The following is a 17,298-nucleotide window of genomic DNA, read 5'->3' as shown; positions in this document are numbered from 1 at the left end:
AACACAAAAAGCGTTGAGGAACAGTGAGATGATAATTTTAGTTACCGGGGCGACCGCGGGTTTTGGTGAATGCATCACGCGTCGCTTCGTCGCCAACGGCCATAAAGTGATTGCAACAGGCCGCCGTCAGGAGCGCCTGCAGGAGCTAAAGGATGAGCTGGGCGACAGCATCCTGACCGCGCAGCTGGACGTACGTAACCGCGCGGCCATTGAAGAGATGATCGCGAACCTGCCGGCCGAGTGGCGTGCCATTGATGTTCTGGTCAACAATGCCGGTCTGGCGCTGGGCATGGAGCCCGCCCATAAAGCCAGCGTGGAAGACTGGGAAAACATGATCGACACCAACAACAAGGGCCTGGTGTACATGACCCGCGCCGTGCTGCCCGGCATGGTGGAACGCAACAGCGGCCACATTATCAACATCGGCTCTACCGCCGGTAGCTGGCCTTACGCAGGCGGCAACGTCTACGGCGCAACCAAAGCTTTCGTGCGCCAGTTCAGCCTGAACCTGCGCACCGACCTGCACGGCACGGCTATCCGCGTGACGGACGTTGAACCAGGCCTGGTGGGCGGGACGGAATTCTCTAACGTCCGCTTCAAAGGCGATGACGCGAAAGCGGGTAAAACCTACGAAAACGCGAATGCGCTGACCCCGGAAGACGTCACCGAGACGGTCTGGTGGGTGGCGACGCTGCCTAAACACGTCAATATCAACACCGTTGAAATGATGCCGGTCAGCCAGAGTTTTGCCGGACTGAGCGTCCATCGCGGCTAGTTTGCCCTGCCCGGCCTGCGGGCCGGGTCTGTGATGGCGGGCAAAAGAATGGTAGTCTAGTCAGGTTAACTCTCTGAGAAATCACAACACATGGCCGCTGAATCGCAACTCAACCCTACCCAGCCTGTTAACCAGCAAATTTATCGCATTTTACGACGTGATATCGTCCATTGCCTGATCCCGCCTGGCACTCCGCTGTCTGAAAAAGAGGTGTCGGTGCGTTTTGACGTTTCCCGTCAGCCGGTGCGTGAGGCGTTTATCAAGCTGGCTGAAAACGGCCTGATTCAGATCCGCCCCCAGCGCGGCAGCTATGTGAACAAAATTTCGCTTTCGCAGGTCCGTAACGGTTGTTTCGTCCGTCAGGCGATTGAGTGCGCGGTTGTGCGACGGGCGGCAACGCTGATCAACGAAAACCAGTGCTACCTGCTGGAGCAAAACCTGCATCAGCAGCGCATTGCGATTGATCGTAAACAGCTCAATGACTTTTTCCAGCTGGATGACGAGTTTCATCAGAAGCTGGCGCAAATCGCCGACTGTCAGCTGGCGTGGGATACCATCGAAAACATCAAAGCCACCATTGACCGCGTGCGTTACATGAGCCTTGACCATGTTTCGCCGCCGGAAATGCTGCTCCGACAGCACCATGATATTTTTAATGCGCTGGAAAAACGGGATTTGGACGGCGTGGAAAATGCGATGACTCTGCACCTGCAGGAAATAAGTGAATCCGTGCAGCTTATTCGTCAGGAAAATAGCGACTGGTTCAGCGAAGAGTAATATTCGCCGCCCCCTTGCGGTTGCGGCGAGGTCGTTAGCGGACAACTAATACCGGGATGCTGGCGTAGCGCAGAATAGACTCTGCGTTGGAGCCGAGTAAATGGGTTGTGATGCTCGGGTTTTTCGAACCGATAACGATCACGTCATAATCCCCTTCTTTACTCATTTTAATAATTTCATCGCGCACGCTGCCAAAGCGCACTTTGCACTCAATTTTGTCCGGGTCGATATCAAACAAGCGCTTTAACGCCGTCATTTTTTTATCAGACTCGGTGGTCATGTACTCTTCAAACTTTTTAATATCCGCATTGAACCCGCGTAGTAACGAGCGGCCGCTGACGGGCAGGATATTAACCAGGGTGATTGAGGCGCCTTCCGCTTTGGCGAGATTAGCCGCATGACGCACCGCTTTGTCACTCAAATCCATTTCAAACACATCAACAGGCATCAAAATCTTTTTGTACATAAGCCTGACTCCTTAATTCAGATGAAAGGGGTATTTCCTGTAACCAGAGTGCCATTCGCACTATAAACAAACCCTCAACGTTAACGCGGGTAAACTATCAGTTCATGAAAACATTTGTCCGTTTTGTAAATAGCGGTTCAGAAGCGTCAACGCGGGCCGTAACAAAGAAAAAAGTGTGAGTTTGATCAAAAACAAAAACAATCGTTAAAGAGAGGCGTATTTATAGTGCCCGTGAATGGCGCGGTCAGAATAGCGCCGTAACGGATAGGTTAGAGAGGAGAAATTACCATGATGACATATGACCGTAACCGCAACGCAATCACCACCGGCAGCCGCGTAATGATTAACGGCACGGGCCGCACCGGGATTATTAAAGCGATCCACAGCACCGGGCTGGATGCCGCACAGGTGCGTCGCAGCAAAACGGTGGAAGTCGAAGGTTGTGACGGTAAATTTGAACCGATTGAACTGATTCGCCTGGGAATGCACTAACAGGCACAAAGCCATGCCGCCGCGAACGGCGGCATGTAAAGCATTAACCCTGCGCCGCGTATTGCGCCACCGTGGCCTTCGCCCCCTTCTGTAGCAGCATCTGGTACGCGTTCATTACCGCATCGACAAAAACAGCTTCCTGCGGCAGTTCTTTGCCAAAGATCGCCTCGATACCCAACAGCGCTTTCACGCGGCTCTCGCCTTCTGCGCTGCTGTTTACCGCTGACTGGATCGCCGCCAGCTGCGGATCGCTTACCTCGATGGCATTACCCTGCTCGTCCACGCCGCCGACATAGCGCATCCAGCCCGCCACGCCCAATGCAAGCAGCGGGAAAGGCTGCTGATGGACCAGGTGCCAGCGCACGGAATCAAGCATACGCTGCGGGAGTTTCTGACTGCCGTCCATCGCAATTTGCCACGTGCGGTGACGCAGCGCCGGGTTGCTGTAACGCGCGATCAGCAGATCGGCGTAATGGCTTAAATCCACACCCTGCACTTTCAGCGTTGGGGCCTGCTCTTTCAGCATCAGCGCGTGAGCGGCTTTGCGGTAGTTCGCATCTGCCATGCAGTCGTTAATGTGCTGGTAACCCGCCAGATAGCCTAGATAGGCCAGGAACGAGTGGCTGCCGTTAAGCATACGCAGCTTCATCTCTTCAAAAGGAATAACGTCTGATACCAGCTCAGCGCCGGCCTTTTCCCACTGTGGACGCCCGGCGACAAAGTTATCTTCCACCACCCACTGACGGAACGGCTCGCAGGCCACCCCAGCCGGATCGCGAACGCCGGTCAATTGTTCAATTTTATCCAGCGTCTCGGCCGTGACCGCCGGGACGATACGGTCGACCATGGTTGACGGGAAGGTCACATTGGCATCGATCCAGTCTGCCAGTTCAGCGTCCACGGCACGCGCGTAGGCGCAGGTAACGTTGCGCATCACATGACCATTTTCCGGCATGTTATCGCAGGACATGACGCTAAAGGCCGGCAGGCCGGCTGCCTTACGCCGCGCCAGCGCTTCAACCACAACGCCCGGTGCAGATTTTGGCTGATGAGGATTTTGCAGGTCCGCTACGATAAACGGATGATCGAGCATCAGTTGCCCGGTGGCAGGCGAATGGCAGTACCCTTTCTCGGTAATGGTGAGCGAAACAATCGCCACCTGCGGTTCGCACATCGTCGACAGGACAGCTTCCAGCCCATCAACCTGGGCATGCAGCGCCTTTTTCACCACCCCCACGACGCGGGAGGTCCAGGCGTCGGCAGACATTTCCGCCACGGTGTAGAGATGGTCCTGCGCGTTCAGATCGGCGATCTGCTGTTCACCGCCGATCAGGTTCACTTCACAGTATCCCCAGTCGCTGTCGTGTTCTGCGGCAAGAATGTCGGCGTAGACCGCCTGATGTGCGCGATGAAATGCGCCAAAGCCCAGGTGAACAATACGCGCGTTGAGGCGTTCACGATCGTACTGAGGCAGCGTGGCCTTCGCCTGTAATAACCGATTTTCCATGATTGTGACTCGTTAAATTAGAAAGCTAAGAACCGCTGCCGCTCCGGCAAGAGCGACAGCGCCTGCTGACTACACCAACTAGAATGGCAGTAGCGAGAAAAAAAGGACTGCCATCAACCATACTGATACGTCGATTTCAGATATTGATTTATATTAACTTTTTGCCATGTGGTGTGACATGAACAATAAGTTGTGTGACATATCCCATAACATATAAACCATTAACGCCGGGTGGAGAGTGCCCCGTATGCCGCACGCTCTTTCTGAGGCACTTCGGCAGCATCTTCAGCGTCGCTCAAATCACGGTCGCGCACTTCAGGCATCAGGAGTGCAGAGACCAGCCCAATCAGCGAGTAAACCACCAGCATCGCCACAATAGGCCACCATGAGCCGGTCATGTTGCAGAAGATCCCTGCCAGCACCGGACCAAAGCCCACCGCGACCAGGCCGCCGGCTTCCTTCGAAATCGCCATGCGAGTAAAGCGGTTTCGCGAGCCAAACATTTCCGCCATGGTGATGTTCTCCAGGGCAAACAGCCCCAGCACCGCCACGTTGTGAATCACGATGATGGAGAGCATCAGCACGCCCGGGGCATAACTCTTGTCAACGATGATCGACAGCATCGGGTACGCCAGAACGATCGCCGAGATGTTGAGAATGATGTAAGGCAACCGGCGTCCCACCTTGTCCGATAGCCAGCCCAGCAGCGGAATGGAGATAAACCCGAGGATTGAACTGATCATCAGCGCATCGGTTGGAATGGCTTTATCAAACAGCAGCGTCTGCACCAGATAGCCCGCAAGGAACGTCTGGATCAGGCCTGAGTTGCCCGCCTGACCGAAACGCAGCCCGGTGGCCAGCCAGAACGATTTACTTCTGAACATCGCGCCCAGAGAGGTGTCCTGTACGGCCTGCGGTGCGGCAGCTTCTGCATCGTTCACTTTCTCGAATACCGGGCTTTCCTTGAGGTTCATTCGCAGCCAGATGGCAAAGATCATCACCACGACGCTGGCAAGGAACGGCACGCGCCAGCCCCAGGCAACCAGCTCTTCGCGGTCAAGCGCAAAGAACATCACCGCCCAAATCGCCGTCGCGCTCAGCGTGCCGCAGTTTGTGCCCATGGCCACCAGGGAGGAGATAATGCCGCGCTTTCCTTTCGGCGCGTACTCCGCCAGCATGGTCCCTGCCCCGGAGATTTCCGCCCCGGCGCCCAGGCCCTGAATGATACGCAGCGTGACCAGCAGCACCGGCGCGAAAATGCCAATCTGCGCGTAGGTCGGTAATACGCCAATTAAGGTGGTACAGATCCCCATCATGGTGATGGTGATAAACAGCACCTTTTTACGTCCGATGCTGTCGCCCATTCTGCCGAAGATAAAGGCGCCGACGATACGCGCGATATAGCCCGCGCCGTAGGTGCCCATTGCGAGGATCAGCGCCATCGCGGCGGACTGTTCCGGGAAGAAGATTTCATGGAACACCAGTGCGGCGCCAAGCGAGTAGAGCTGGAAATCCATAAACTCCAGCGCGGTGCCCAGCCAGCCGGAGACGGCGGCTTTTACCAGGTCGGACGTGGATCGTTGAGGTTGTGCTTGAGTCATAATGGCTATCTCTAAAAGGTAAGATGCGTACCACTCAGAGCCTGTCTGCGCAGGCTCTTAACCGCGTGAATTATTATTGGCCGAACGTGAGCAAGACTTTGCAGCACTGCCGCTGGTCTTTTTCAAACAGTTCGATTGCGTCTGTAACGTGGTGATAGTCAAAGGTATGGGTAACCAGTTTTTCAGGGTCAATGAGCCCTCTTTCCAGCCAGTCGATCACGACCGGGAATTTATTGGCATTCAGGCGCGAGGAAAATATCGACAGCTCTTTGCCGGTGATGCCCTGCTGAACAATCTGGCTCGGGTCGCTGGAAAAGCCCATCAGGACAATACGCGCCGCCGGAGAGGCCAGCGTAATGGCCTCCTGTAAAATCGACGGATGGCAGGCGGCATCAATAATTAACGTAGGTTTAATGCCCTTCTCTTCCAGCACAGCCTCCAGAGACTGTTCGCCATTATTGATGACCCAGTCCGCGCCGCTGCGTTGCGCCATCGCCAGCCGCTCGTCAATACGATCGACCACGATGATCTGTTTCACCTTATACACGCCCTTCAGCGCCTGAACGGTGACCAGCCCCATCGGACCTGCGCCGTAGATCAGCGCCACGTCCTGCTCACCAGGGTTTGCCTGCCCGGTGACGTTGGCCGCGATGGTAAACGGCTCGACCATCACCGCATGTTTATCAGGGATGGCATCCGGGATTGGCCATGCGTTTTTGGCGGGCACCACGGCATATTCGCTAAAGCCGCCGTCGCGGTGAACGCCCAGCACCACCAGCGAGGTGCAGACGTTAGGTTTGCCCACCGAGCACGGGTAGCAGTGGCCGCAGCTGATAACCGGGTCAACCGACACGCGCTGGCCAAGACGGGACGCTTCCACGTGCTCGCCGATGGCGTCGATCACGCCAAAAAACTCGTGACCAATCACGCGCGGATATTTGGCGAACGGGTTATGCCCACGGTAGATGTGGCTGTCTGAGCCGCAAATGCCCGCCAGGGAGATTTTGACGCGCACTTCGCCTGCGGCAGGTACCGGGATCGGGCGCTCTTCAATCACCAGCGCGTCGGGCTGTTGGATCACTATGCTTTTCATCGTTCGCTCCTCGTTTACCAGTTCCACAGCGTGCCGTCTTCAAGACGCGCAACCGGCAGGTACGCCGGATCGTACGGGTATTTCGCTGCCAGCTTCTCGTCGAACTCAATGCCCAGCCCCGGCTTGTCGCCCGGATGCATGTAGCCGTTATCGAAGCGCCAGCTGTGCGGGAAGACTTCCAGCATCTGCTCGGAGTAGCCCATATATTCCTGTACGCCGAAGTTTGGCACCCACAGGTCGAAATGCAGCGCTGCGGCGTGACAAATCGGCGAGAGATCCGACGGGCCGTGCGAGCCGGTACGCACCTGGTAGAGCGAAGCAAAGTCCGCAATGCGACGCATCCCGGTGATCCCGCCCGCATGGGTAATGGTGGTCCGGATGTAGTCGATCAGCTGCTCTTCGATAAGCTGCTTGCAGTCCCAGATGCTGTTAAACACTTCGCCCACCGCAATCGGCGTGACCGTGTGCTGGCGGATCAGGCGGAAGCACTCCTGGTTCTCGGCAGGCGTCGGGTCTTCCATCCAGAACATGCGGTACGCTTCAATGCTTTTGCCAAAACGCGCCGCTTCAATCGGTGTGAGGCGGTGATGCATGTCGTGCAACAGATGCTCATTGAAGCCAAACCGGTTGCGCACGGCGTCAAACAGCTTCGGCGTGAAGTCGAGGTATTTCTCCGTGGACCACAGCTGCTCTTCCGGCCAGTCGCCTTTGGTGGCGGGTTCGTACGCCAGCCCCTTTCCTTTAGACATACCGTAGGTGGTTTTCATTCCCGGCACGCCGCACTGCACGCGGATCGCCTTGAAGCCCATCTCTTTATGTCGGGCGTAATCTTCCAGCACGTCGTCGATGGTATGGCCCGTGGTGTGGCAGTAAACCATTACCCCTTCGCGCGATGCGCCGCCAAGAAGCTGGTACAACGGCATGTTGGCCGCTTTGGCTTTGATATCCCACAGCGCCATATCCACGGCCGAGATGGCAGACATGGTGACCGGCCCCCGACGCCAGTAAGCGCCTTTATAGAAGAACTGCCAGATATCTTCGATGCGGTGCGCATCGCGGCCAATCAGCTGGGGGCAAAGATGATCTTTCAGGTAAGAGGCAACGGACAGCTCGCGTCCATTCAGCGTGGCATCGCCCAGGCCAACGATCCCCTCATCGGTGGTAATTTTTAGGGTGACGAAATTACGCCCTGGGCAGGTAACAAAAACTTCAGCCCCGACAATCTTCATAATCCGGTTCCTTACATCGTTCGTTGTGATGCAGGAAATTTACGCAACTACACTACTACCATACAAGTATAATGATCATAAAATCAGCGAGCGATCACAAAAACAGGGCGCTAGCTGCGCCCCCAACCGGCGACGATGATCAGCATGCCGCACAGGGCAATCAGCGCGCCTGACCAGTCATACAGGCTTAATTTAACGCCATCCACCACGCGCAGCCACAACAGCGCGGTACACACGTAGACCCCACCGTAAGCGGCATACACGCGCCCGCTGGCGGCGGGATGCAGGGTGAGCAGCCAGACAAACAGCGCCAGCGCAATGCCCGCCGGGATCAACAGCGCTATCGATCCCCCCTTCTTCAGCCAAAGCCAGGGCAAGAAGCAGCCGATGATTTCACACAGCGCGGTGGCAAAAAAAAGCAGTGTCGTTTTGAGCATTTTTATCGTTCTGTGATGTTTGATTTAACCATCATACGCGATAATTAAATGACGTTTTCCATACCTGCTGTGCGGGTATGTCGCCATTTTGGTTTGGTGTAGAATTCGAACGGGTTATACTGCCTGTCTGCACCGCTATTCAAGGAACACGCTATGACTACTTTAAGCAAACGCCTTTGTCTGACCGCCCTGCTGGCGCTGTCAACGTGCGCAATGATCAACACAGCCTCCGCTGAAACCAGCAAACTCATCATTGAGTCTGGTGATAGCGCACAAAGCCGTCAGAACGCCGCCATGGACAAGGAACAATGGAATGACACCCGCAGTCTTCGTCAGAAGGTGAATAAACGCGCCGAGAAAGAGTGGGATAAAGAAGATGTTGCGTTTGATGCGCGTGATAAATGCCAGCAAAGCGCCAACACCAACGCCTACTGGGAGCCAAACACCCTGCGCTGTCTGGATCGCCGCACTGGCCGTGTGGTTGCACCCTAATGGCGGCAAGATATGACATCACGCTCCGCCCGCTGGAGCGTGAAGATCTGCGCTTTGTCCATCAGCTCGATAACAACGCGAGCGTGATGCGTTACTGGTTTGAAGAGCCTTACGAGGCGTTTGTCGAGCTGTCGGATCTGTACGACAAGCACATCCACGATCAAAGCGAGCGCCGTTTTGTCGTTGAGTGCGAAGGCGAGAAAGCCGGGCTGGTCGAGCTGGTTGAGATTAACCACGTTCACCGCCGGGCGGAATTTCAGATCATCATTTCCCCTGAACATCAGGGAAAAGGTCTCGCCTCCCGGGCGGCAAAGCTGGCCATGGATTACGGATTTAACGTCCTTAACCTCTACAAGCTGTATCTCATTGTTGATAAAGAGAACGAAAAGGCGATCCACATCTACCGCAAGCTTGGCTTTATGGTGGAAGGCGAGCTGATTCATGAGTTCTTTATTAACGGTGAATACCGCAACACCATCCGCATGTGTATCTTCCAGCATCAGCATCTGGCGGAACATAAAGCTTCAGGCTCGACCCTTCTGAAACCGACCGCGCAGTAGCCTGCGCGGTTGTTCACTCAGTAATACTCAATCGTGTTTTTGATGGTGTATTTGTGCTCAACGGCGTTTTTTCCGCTGTCATTGGCAATCACCAGCTCGCAACTCACCGGATTATTGCGGCTGTCGTAGTCGCAGCTCTGCGTTACTTTACCCAGCGGCTTGTCATTGAGCAGGCTTACCGCCGTATAATCCATTCTTTTGCGCAGATCCTTCGACGGCGTCGACTGCACCGACAGATGTTGATCGCCCGATACGGTCGTTTTGCCCAGCGGGTAGCCATCCGCATCGTAACGATACTTCACTTCCATCTCTTTGCCGTGGGCCGCGACAACAAATCCGTTATCGTCGGTGTCCCAGGTCACGCCTGCGGAAGGCAGCTCCGCCAGCTGGCATTTTCCCTGCAGCTTGACCTTCTGCTGCTGGGTCTCGGCATCGACGTAATAGTTTGCATCGAGCACCAGCGCCACGCCGGTATTGGCCTCCAGATCGTGCAGCTCCAGGGTATCGAAGCAGCCTTCTTCCGACATCGTTCCGGTGACCCTTTTCGTCACCTCACCCTTGTCGTTGAACAAGGTCTGGGTAAAGTCTTTCACCGGGCCGCGCAGGGGATCAAAATCAAATTCATTTGAAAAACTCGCCATCTCCGGCGTAAAACTGAGCGGTGCGGAGTGGTCGTCACACCCTGCCAGCGCTGTCGCCAGAAGGGTTATCGCTACATATTTCTTCACATCATTTACCGATACAGAGAGATTATTCCCAATCATATTAGCAAATACAGTTGTTTACACGATCCCTGCTAAAATTAATCTACACACAGAGAAAAGGAGCTACAGATGAAACGGTTAACCTGGACTACCGCCCTGCTGCTGTTAAGTGCTTCACCGGCCGTACTGGCTGCACCGGATTCTTGCGAGCGCGTGAAAAGCGATATTCAGCAGAAAATCATTAACAACGGCGTGCCGGAATCAGGCTTTACGCTCAACATCGTTCCGAACGATCAGGCCGACCAGCCCGATGCACAGGTTGTTGGGCATTGTGCCAACGATACCTTTAAAATTTTGTACACCCGCACAAGCAGCGGTAACTATCCCGTAAGTGGCGCGGGTACGCAGGAAAATGCACCGAGCGAGCCTCAGTAATTTTCTGCTTATCAATACCCTTTCCCTTGACGAGGATTAATATTTAATACCCCCAAATAAGTAACATTCACCCCATCATTAGCCCGGTTGTAATCACGGGTGAAAATAATAGTTAATTACAATGATGGGGTGAGTCATGTCTGATGTTGAACATCACGGCGGAATTAGCCGCCGAACTCTGGTGAAATCTACGGCAATAGGATCGCTGGCGCTTGCCGCCGGTGGGCTATCGCTGCCATTTGGTCTGAAGCGTGCCGCCGCCGCGGTACAAAACGCCGTCACGCCTGCTGACGATAAGGTCGTCTGGGGGGCCTGCTCGGTTAACTGCGGAAGCCGCTGCGCTCTGCGCCTGCACGTTCGCGACGACGAAGTGTACTGGGTCGAAACGGATAACACCGGCGACGACGTGTATGGTAATCACCAGGTTCGCGCCTGTCTGCGCGGGCGTTCGATCCGTCGTCGAATCAATCACCCCGATCGTCTGAATTACCCGATGAAGCGCGTCGGTAAGCGCGGTGAAGGCAAGTTTGAGCGCATCAGCTGGGACGAAGCGCTGAATACCATCACCGACAGCCTCAAACACGTCGTGGAAAAGTACGGCAACGAAGCGGTCTACATTAACTACTCCTCCGGGATTGTCGGCGGCAATATTACCCGCTCCTCCCCTTACGCCTCGCTGGTGGCGCGCTTGATGAACTGCTACGGCGGTTTTCTCAGCCACTATGGCACGTACAGCACGGCGCAAATCGCCTGCGCGATGCCGTACACCTACGGCAGTAACGACGGCAACAGCACCTCGGACATTGAGAACACCAAACTGGTGGTCATGTTCGGCAACAATCCGGCCGAAACGCGCATGAGCGGCGGCGGGATCACGTACTATCTTGAGCAGGCCCGCGAGCGTTCAAACGCCCGCATGATCGTGATTGACCCGCGTTACACCGACACCGCCGCCGGACGCGAAGATGAGTGGATCCCCATTCGTCCAGGTACCGACGCCGCGCTGGTGGCCGGTCTTGCGTGGGTATTAATTAATGAAAACCTCGTCGACCAGCCCTTCCTCGATAACTATTGCGTCGGCTACGATGAAAAAACGCTGCCGGAAGGCGCGCCTGCCAACGGCCATTACAAAGCCTATATTCTCGGTCAGGGCGACGATAAAACGGCGAAAACGCCTGAGTGGGCGTCGCGCATTACCGGCATTCCTGCGGACCGTATCATTAAGCTTGCCCGGGAAATTGGCGCGGCGAAACCAGCCTATATTTGCCAGGGCTGGGGGCCACAGCGTCAGGCTAACGGCGAGCTGACGTCACGCGCGATCGCGATGCTGCCGATTTTGACCGGTAACGTCGGCATTAACGGCGGCAACAGCGGTGCCCGTGAATCAACTTACACCATCACCATCGAACGTATGCCGTTGCCGGATAACCCGGTAAAGACGCAGATCTCCTGCTTTAGCTGGACGGATGCGATTGCCCGAGGCCCGGAGATGACCGCCCTGCGCGACGGCGTGCGCGGCAAAGATAAGCTGGATGTTCCGATCAAATTCATCTGGAACTATGCCGGCAATACCATCATCAACCAGCACTCGGACATCAACAAAACCCACGACATTTTGCAGGATGAAAGTAAATGCGAAACGATCGTGGTCATCGACAACTTTATGACCTCGTCCGCGAAGTACGCGGATATTCTCCTCCCCGACCTGATGACCGTAGAGCAGGAAGATATTATTCCTAACGACTATGCAGGCAACATGGGGTATCTGATTTTCCTTCAGCCCGTCACCGCACCGAAGTTTGAGCGCAAGCCTATCTACTGGATCATGAGTGAAGTGGCGAAACGCCTCGGGCCGGATATTCATCAACGCTTTACCGAAGGCCGCACCCAGGAGCAGTGGCTGCAGTATCTGTATGCGAAAATGCTCGAAAAAGATCCGCTGCTGCCGTCCTACGACGCGCTGAAAAATATGGGGATCTACAAACGCAAAGATCCGGCGGGACACTTTGTGGCCTATAAAAAATTCCGCGAAGATCCGCAGGCAAACCCGCTCAAAACGCCGTCAGGAAAAATCGAAATTTACTCCAGCGCGCTGGCAACTATCGCCAGTACATGGGAGCTGGGCAAGGATGAAACCATCAGCCCGCTTCCGGTGTATGCCTCGACGTTTGAGGGGTGGGACGCCCCTGAGCGCAGCACCTACCCGCTTCAGCTGTTCGGCTTCCACTTCAAGGCGCGCACCCACTCCAGCTACGGCAACGTGGATATCCTGCAGGCCGCCTGCCGTCAGGAGGTGTGGCTGAACCCTGTCGATGCCCGCCAGCGCGGCATTAAGAACGGCGACATGGTTCGCGTGTTCAACGCGCGCGGCGAGTTGCGCATTCCGGCCAAGGTCACGCCAAGGATCATGCCGGGCGTGAGCGCTATGGGCCAGGGGGCCTGGCATGATGCCAACATGAACGGCGATCGCGTTGACCATGGTTCGTGCATCAACACCTTGACCACGCACCGCCCGTCGCCGCTGGCAAAAGGCAACCCGCAGCACACCAATCTGGTGCAGATCGAGAAGGCGTAAGGAGTAACCGATGACAACCCAGTATGGATTTTTTATTGATTCGAGTCGGTGCACCGGGTGCAAAACCTGCGAGCTGGCCTGTAAGGACTACAAAAACCTCACCCCGGACGTCAGCTTCCGCCGTATCTACGAATACGCGGGCGGCGACTGGCAGGAGGATAACGGCGTCTGGCACCAGAATGTGTTTGCCTACTATCTGTCGATTGCCTGTAACCACTGCGAAGATCCGGCCTGTACCAAGGTCTGCCCGAGCGGCGCGATGCACAAGCGTGAGGACGGTTTTGTGGTGGTGGACGAAGATGTCTGTATCGGCTGCCGCTACTGCCACATGGCCTGCCCGTACGGCGCACCGCAGTACAACGCTGCCAGAGGGCACATGACCAAGTGCGACGGTTGCCATACCCGCGTGGCGGACGGCAAAAAGCCGATCTGCGTTGAATCCTGCCCGCTGCGCGCGCTGGACTTTGGCCCGATTGAGGAGCTGCGTAAAAAGCACGGCCAGCTGGCGGCGGTTGCGCCGCTGCCGTCCGCGCACTTCACGAAGCCGAGCATTGTGATAAAACCTAACGCCAACAGCCGCCCGACCGGGGATACCACGGGCTATCTGGCAAACCCGAAGGAGGTGTGAGATGGGAAGTGGATGGCATGAATGGCCGCTGGTGATCTTCACCGTGTTCGGGCAGTGCGTGGTCGGGGCGTTGATCGTCTGCGGTTTGACCTGGTTTATGGAAAAAGACGAGGCGGTGAAGGCGCGGATTGTCCGCAGCATGTTCTTTCTCTGGGTGGTGATGGGGATCGGCTTTATAGCCTCAGTGCTCCATCTTGGCTCCCCCCTTCGCGCTTTTAACTCTTTGAACCGCATCGGTGCCTCGGGTCTGAGCAACGAGATTGCCGCCGGTTCAGTATTCTTTGCGGTGGGCGGTTTCTGGTGGCTGATATCGGTGACAGGTAAAATGCCGCCTGCGCTCGGCAAGGTATGGATGATCGTGAGTCAGATCCTGGGCGTGGTGTTCGTCTGGGCGATGACCCGCGTCTATCAGATTGAAACTGTCCCCACCTGGTACACGAGCTACACCACGCTGGCCTTTTTCCTGACCGCTGCGCTGGGTGGCCCTCTGCTGGCGGCGCTGTTACTACGCGCTGCCGGAGCACCGTTTAAAGGCACTGTTTTCGCCTCGGTGAGCGTGCTCGCGCTGGTGGCGAGCGTCGCGGTTATCGTCATGCAGACCGCTGATGTAGCGATGATTCACAGCTCCGTTCAGCAGGCAAGCGCCCTGCTGCCGGACTATGGTTTGCTGCAAACCACACGTATTGTGCTGGTCGCAGCCGGGTTAGGCTGCTGGCTCTGCCCGCTGGTTCGTCGTCAGACGCCGCGAACCTTCGGTCTTTTTGCAGGCGTCATCCTGGTTGTTCTCGGCGAGTTGCTGGGTCGTGGGTTATTCTATGGTCTGCACATGACCGTCGGTATGGCGATTGCGGGTTAATAAGCGTGCGGGGCAACCCGCACGAGAAAGGAATGCTGTAATGAATGAAGTTTCTGAGAACGACGCGTTCGCGTTTAGCGCCCGAGTATTAGGCGCACTGTTTTATTTTGCTCCGAACAGCGAGCAGATTGCGCCGCTGGTGGAGGCCATCGCTGCAGGTGACTGGTACCAGGCCTGGCCGCTGGATCAGGAGACCCTGCTGCCCATCGCCGACGCGTTTAATACGCCTGCGGATGAGTCACTCCCTGAAGCCTGGCAACGCCTGTTCGTCGGCCCGTACGCACTGCCCGCGCCACCGTGGGGCTCCGTCTGGCTGGATCGTGAATCTGTGCTGTTTGGCGATTCCACTCTCGTGCTGCGCCAGTGGATGCGCGATAACAACATCCATTTTGAGATGCAGCAAAACGAACCGGAAGACCACTTCGGCACGTTGCTGCTGCTGGCCGCATGGCTTGTTGAAAATGGCCGCGAGGCGGAACGCGATCAGCTTCTCGCCTGGCACCTGCTGCCGTGGAGCTCGCGCTTTTTGTCCGAGTTTGTTGAAAATGCAGGACATCCTTTCTATATCGCGCTGGGTAAACTCGCGCAGCTGACCCTGGCAGACTGGCAGTCAAGGTTGCTTATTCCGGTGGCGGATAAGCCGCTTTACCGCTAATAAACACCAGGCTTGCTTGATGTGGAGTAAGCCTGGTTCATCATAGCGTCGCTGACATTTCTACGCTTGTCATACACTGAGTTACAGATCTTTTCAGTCAGGTTAAACGCCGTATCAGACGTTCCTGATACTTATCGCGTTTCTTCCAACACCCTTTTAAATGCTACAATTTTCGCAAGTATCCTTTGCTGAAAAAATGACTTATGGCTCTTGATAAATTTGAACGACCAAAACTACAACTCCCTGACGGTGCAGATAAATTGTTGTTGCACTCGTGCTGCGCCCCCTGTTCCGGGGAGGTCATGGAGGCCATTCAGGCGTCGGGCATTGATTACACCATTTACTTCTACAATCCGAATATACATCCGCAGAAAGAGTATCTCATCCGAAAGGAGGAGAATATTCGCTTCGCCGAGAAACATGGCGTCCCTTTTGTCGATGCAGATTATGACACTGACAACTGGTTTGAACGCGCGAAAGGCATGGAGTGGGAGCCGGAGCGCGGCGTTCGATGCACCATGTGTTTTGATATGCGTTTTGAGCGCACGGCTCTCTATGCGGCGGAACATGGTTTCAGCGTAATAAGTAGCTCGCTTGGGATTTCCCGCTGGAAGAATATGCAACAGATCAATGACTGCGGACAACGTGCTGCTGCCCGTTACCCGGGAATGGTGTACTGGGATTATAACTGGCGTAAGCAAGGCGGATCATCGCGCATGATTGAGATCAGCAAGCGCGAACAGTTTTACCAGCAGGAGTATTGTGGTTGCGTCTATTCACTGCGTGATACCAACATGCACCGTAAATCGCAGGGCAGACCATTGATTAAACTCGGACAACTCTATTACGGAAAAGAGGACGAAGGGAAATAAGCTCTGCCCACACTAAGCTGAAAAAGCCCCTTTTTTCAGCTTTACGTTCTGTTGCTGTATGAACTCCTCTCAAAACCAAAAAAAAGATGAAAAACAAAATCCTCGTAAGTGCCTGCCTGATGGGTTTCCGGGTTCGTTATAACGGAAGTGATAAAGCAAGGGTGATCGCTCAGTTATCTCAGTGGCAACAGGAACAACGCTTAGTGATCCACTGTCCTGAACTGGCCGCCGGGCTGCCTGTTCCTCGTCCACCAGCTGAAATTCAGTTAGCGGACGGTCACGATGTCATGCACGGCCACGGCAGAATAGTTGAGAATACCGGACAGGATGTTACCGAACACTATCAGCTCGCTGCGTGGCTGGCCCTGCGGGCAGCCCAGGAATCAGGATGTTGCGCCGCATTGTTAACTGACGGCAGTCCGACGTGCGGGAGCCAGACTATCTATGACGGTTCGTTTAACAATACCCGCAAACCCGGTATGGGAGTCGCGGCATCACTGCTTTCCGAACACGGTATCGCGGTATTCTCTGAAGCTCAGGTGGCAGAGCTGGTGCAGTGGATTGAAGAAAGAGACGGACACACCTCCTGAATTGAGCTATTCCGCTTCGTGCCGGAAGCGGACATTTTTGAAGCCAGCCGTGTCATTACGCGTATGCTTTATTTATTACTCCTCTCGCTTCAATTTTCAGAATAATATCCTCAGCGTTTCGCCCTGCCCGGAAAATGGTTAACGCCACGCATAAGCTAAGTCTTAAAAAGTTTTTACAGGCGCGCATAACAAAAGGCGTAACTGCCCGCTCAGGATATTCACTGTCATTATTAGACAGAGTTAAGTAATCAGAATTTTACATGAAGCGCCTATATTTATTATTGTTTGTTGCGATCCTGATGACGATGGTTTATACATAATCCCCGTAAGCCTGCATTGGGTTTACGCGAGGCAAATGAACGCCTTGCGGCAGGCGGGCAACCTATCAGCACACATAGCTTTTCCTTTACTATTTATAGGGTTACATCTTTATAAGCTTGTAATTCACTCAATGTGGTCATTTATCCCGCGCAATGTAGGTATGGCCTGATATTAATTGTTAATTTTTTGTTTTTCTTTTTAATGACGCGCATATTCATCCCCGGGTCGTGCCG

19 protein-coding genes are annotated in these 17,298 nt (G+C 55.0%); 12 read left to right on the top strand and 7 right to left on the bottom strand.

Translation table 11 applies throughout. The annotated features are described in order from the left end of the window. The first annotated feature begins 28 nt into the window (after positions 1–28). Together ydfG and FFS28_RS01290 are read left to right on the top strand one after the other, a co-directional pair. Entirely contained in the window at positions 29–775 is a 747-nt protein-coding gene (ydfG, locus tag FFS28_RS01295) for a bifunctional NADP-dependent 3-hydroxy acid dehydrogenase/3-hydroxypropionate dehydrogenase YdfG (protein ID WP_006175045.1), read from the top strand. 90 nt (positions 776–865) lie between these two features. After that, the gene (locus FFS28_RS01290; RefSeq protein ID WP_006175044.1) at positions 866–1,552 is read left to right on the top strand and encodes a GntR family transcriptional regulator; all 687 of its coding nucleotides are present in this window, start codon (positions 866–868) and stop codon (positions 1,550–1,552) included. A gap of 34 nt (positions 1,553–1,586) precedes the next feature. On the opposite strand, the gene FFS28_RS01285 is transcribed toward FFS28_RS01290, so the two are convergent. Next, positions 1,587–2,018: a universal stress protein gene (locus tag FFS28_RS01285; protein ID WP_088207368.1), complete on the bottom strand. Its 432-nt coding sequence runs from the start codon at positions 2,016–2,018 to the stop codon at positions 1,587–1,589. Positions 2,019–2,306: 288 nt separating this feature from the next. Here FFS28_RS01285 and ydfZ point away from each other — a divergent pair, with 288 nt between their 5' ends. Further along, positions 2,307–2,510, top strand: a complete 204-nt coding sequence (gene ydfZ, locus FFS28_RS01280) for a putative selenium delivery protein YdfZ (RefSeq protein WP_006175042.1) — start codon at positions 2,307–2,309, stop codon at positions 2,508–2,510. Positions 2,511–2,553: 43 nt separating this feature from the next. Here ydfZ and FFS28_RS01275 read toward each other — a convergent pair whose 3' ends face one another. From FFS28_RS01275 to FFS28_RS01255, 5 genes are all read right to left on the bottom strand, one after another. After that, positions 2,554–4,017 (bottom strand): mannitol dehydrogenase family protein, encoded by a 1,464-nt coding sequence (locus FFS28_RS01275; protein ID WP_088207369.1) that lies wholly within the window; start codon positions 4,015–4,017, stop codon positions 2,554–2,556. 221 nt (positions 4,018–4,238) lie between these two features. Next, the gene (locus FFS28_RS01270) at positions 4,239–5,618 is read right to left on the bottom strand and encodes an MFS transporter (protein WP_006175040.1); all 1,380 of its coding nucleotides are present in this window, start codon (positions 5,616–5,618) and stop codon (positions 4,239–4,241) included. Positions 5,619–5,691: 73 nt separating this feature from the next. Then, positions 5,692–6,711, bottom strand: a complete 1,020-nt coding sequence (locus FFS28_RS01265) for a Zn-dependent oxidoreductase (protein ID WP_137848523.1) — start codon at positions 6,709–6,711, stop codon at positions 5,692–5,694. 14 nt (positions 6,712–6,725) lie between these two features. Next, positions 6,726–7,940, bottom strand: coding sequence for a starvation-sensing protein RspA (gene rspA / locus FFS28_RS01260; RefSeq protein ID WP_006175038.1), 1,215 nt, complete (start codon positions 7,938–7,940; stop codon positions 6,726–6,728). Positions 7,941–8,050: 110 nt separating this feature from the next. Beyond that, complete coding sequence (locus tag FFS28_RS01255) at positions 8,051–8,377, bottom strand: YnfA family protein (RefSeq protein WP_088207371.1); 327 nt, start codon at positions 8,375–8,377, stop codon at positions 8,051–8,053. A 153-nt stretch (positions 8,378–8,530) separates the two neighbouring features. On the opposite strand from FFS28_RS01255, the gene FFS28_RS01250 reads away from it, so the two are divergent. Continuing rightward, on the top strand, positions 8,531–8,869 hold the full coding sequence (locus FFS28_RS01250; RefSeq protein WP_006175036.1) for a DUF1283 family protein: 339 nt from the start codon (positions 8,531–8,533) through the stop codon (positions 8,867–8,869). Then, positions 8,869–9,429, top strand: coding sequence for a spermidine N1-acetyltransferase (speG, locus tag FFS28_RS01245; protein ID WP_006175035.1), 561 nt, complete (start codon positions 8,869–8,871; stop codon positions 9,427–9,429). Before FFS28_RS01250 ends, speG begins: the two co-directional genes overlap by 1 nt. A gap of 17 nt (positions 9,430–9,446) precedes the next feature. Here the strand turns inward: speG and FFS28_RS01240 are convergent, their stop codons facing one another. Further along, on the bottom strand, positions 9,447–10,193 hold the full coding sequence (locus FFS28_RS01240) for a YnfC family lipoprotein (protein ID WP_474210599.1): 747 nt from the start codon (positions 10,191–10,193) through the stop codon (positions 9,447–9,449). 69 nt (positions 10,194–10,262) lie between these two features. On the opposite strand from FFS28_RS01240, the gene FFS28_RS01235 reads away from it, so the two are divergent. The 7 genes from FFS28_RS01235 (at position 10,263) to FFS28_RS01205 (ending at position 16,744) form a co-directional block, all read left to right on the top strand. Further along, complete coding sequence (locus FFS28_RS01235; RefSeq protein WP_058608885.1) at positions 10,263–10,568, top strand: DUF1161 domain-containing protein; 306 nt, start codon at positions 10,263–10,265, stop codon at positions 10,566–10,568. 136 nt (positions 10,569–10,704) lie between these two features. Continuing rightward, positions 10,705–13,143: a selenate/tellurate reductase subunit YnfE gene (ynfE, locus tag FFS28_RS01230; RefSeq protein WP_137848521.1), complete on the top strand. Its 2,439-nt coding sequence runs from the start codon at positions 10,705–10,707 to the stop codon at positions 13,141–13,143. A 10-nt stretch (positions 13,144–13,153) separates the two neighbouring features. Beyond that, positions 13,154–13,771, top strand: a complete 618-nt coding sequence (locus tag FFS28_RS01225; protein WP_137848520.1) for a DMSO/selenate family reductase complex B subunit — start codon at positions 13,154–13,156, stop codon at positions 13,769–13,771. A 1-nt stretch (position 13,772) separates the two neighbouring features. Continuing rightward, on the top strand, positions 13,773–14,627 hold the full coding sequence (locus FFS28_RS01220) for a dimethyl sulfoxide reductase anchor subunit family protein (protein ID WP_137848519.1): 855 nt from the start codon (positions 13,773–13,775) through the stop codon (positions 14,625–14,627). A 40-nt stretch (positions 14,628–14,667) separates the two neighbouring features. Beyond that, positions 14,668–15,282 (top strand): Tat proofreading chaperone DmsD, encoded by a 615-nt coding sequence (gene dmsD / locus FFS28_RS01215; RefSeq protein ID WP_137848518.1) that lies wholly within the window; start codon positions 14,668–14,670, stop codon positions 15,280–15,282. 203 nt (positions 15,283–15,485) lie between these two features. Continuing rightward, positions 15,486–16,154, top strand: coding sequence for an epoxyqueuosine reductase QueH (locus FFS28_RS01210; protein ID WP_006175027.1), 669 nt, complete (start codon positions 15,486–15,488; stop codon positions 16,152–16,154). Positions 16,155–16,240: 86 nt separating this feature from the next. Next, positions 16,241–16,744 carry a 2-thiouracil desulfurase family protein gene (locus FFS28_RS01205; protein ID WP_058608889.1) on the top strand — a complete coding sequence of 168 codons (504 nt, stop codon included), beginning with the start codon at positions 16,241–16,243 and terminating at the stop codon, positions 16,742–16,744. Positions 16,745–17,298: the final 554 nt, after the last annotated feature.

This window comes from Enterobacter sp. 2VL (genome assembly GCF_005503595.1).
GTDB lineage: Bacteria > Pseudomonadota > Gammaproteobacteria > Enterobacterales > Enterobacteriaceae > Enterobacter > Enterobacter cancerogenus.
The sequence above is the reverse complement of the archived record's forward strand: the minus strand, read 5'-3'. Positions and strand labels throughout refer to the sequence as shown.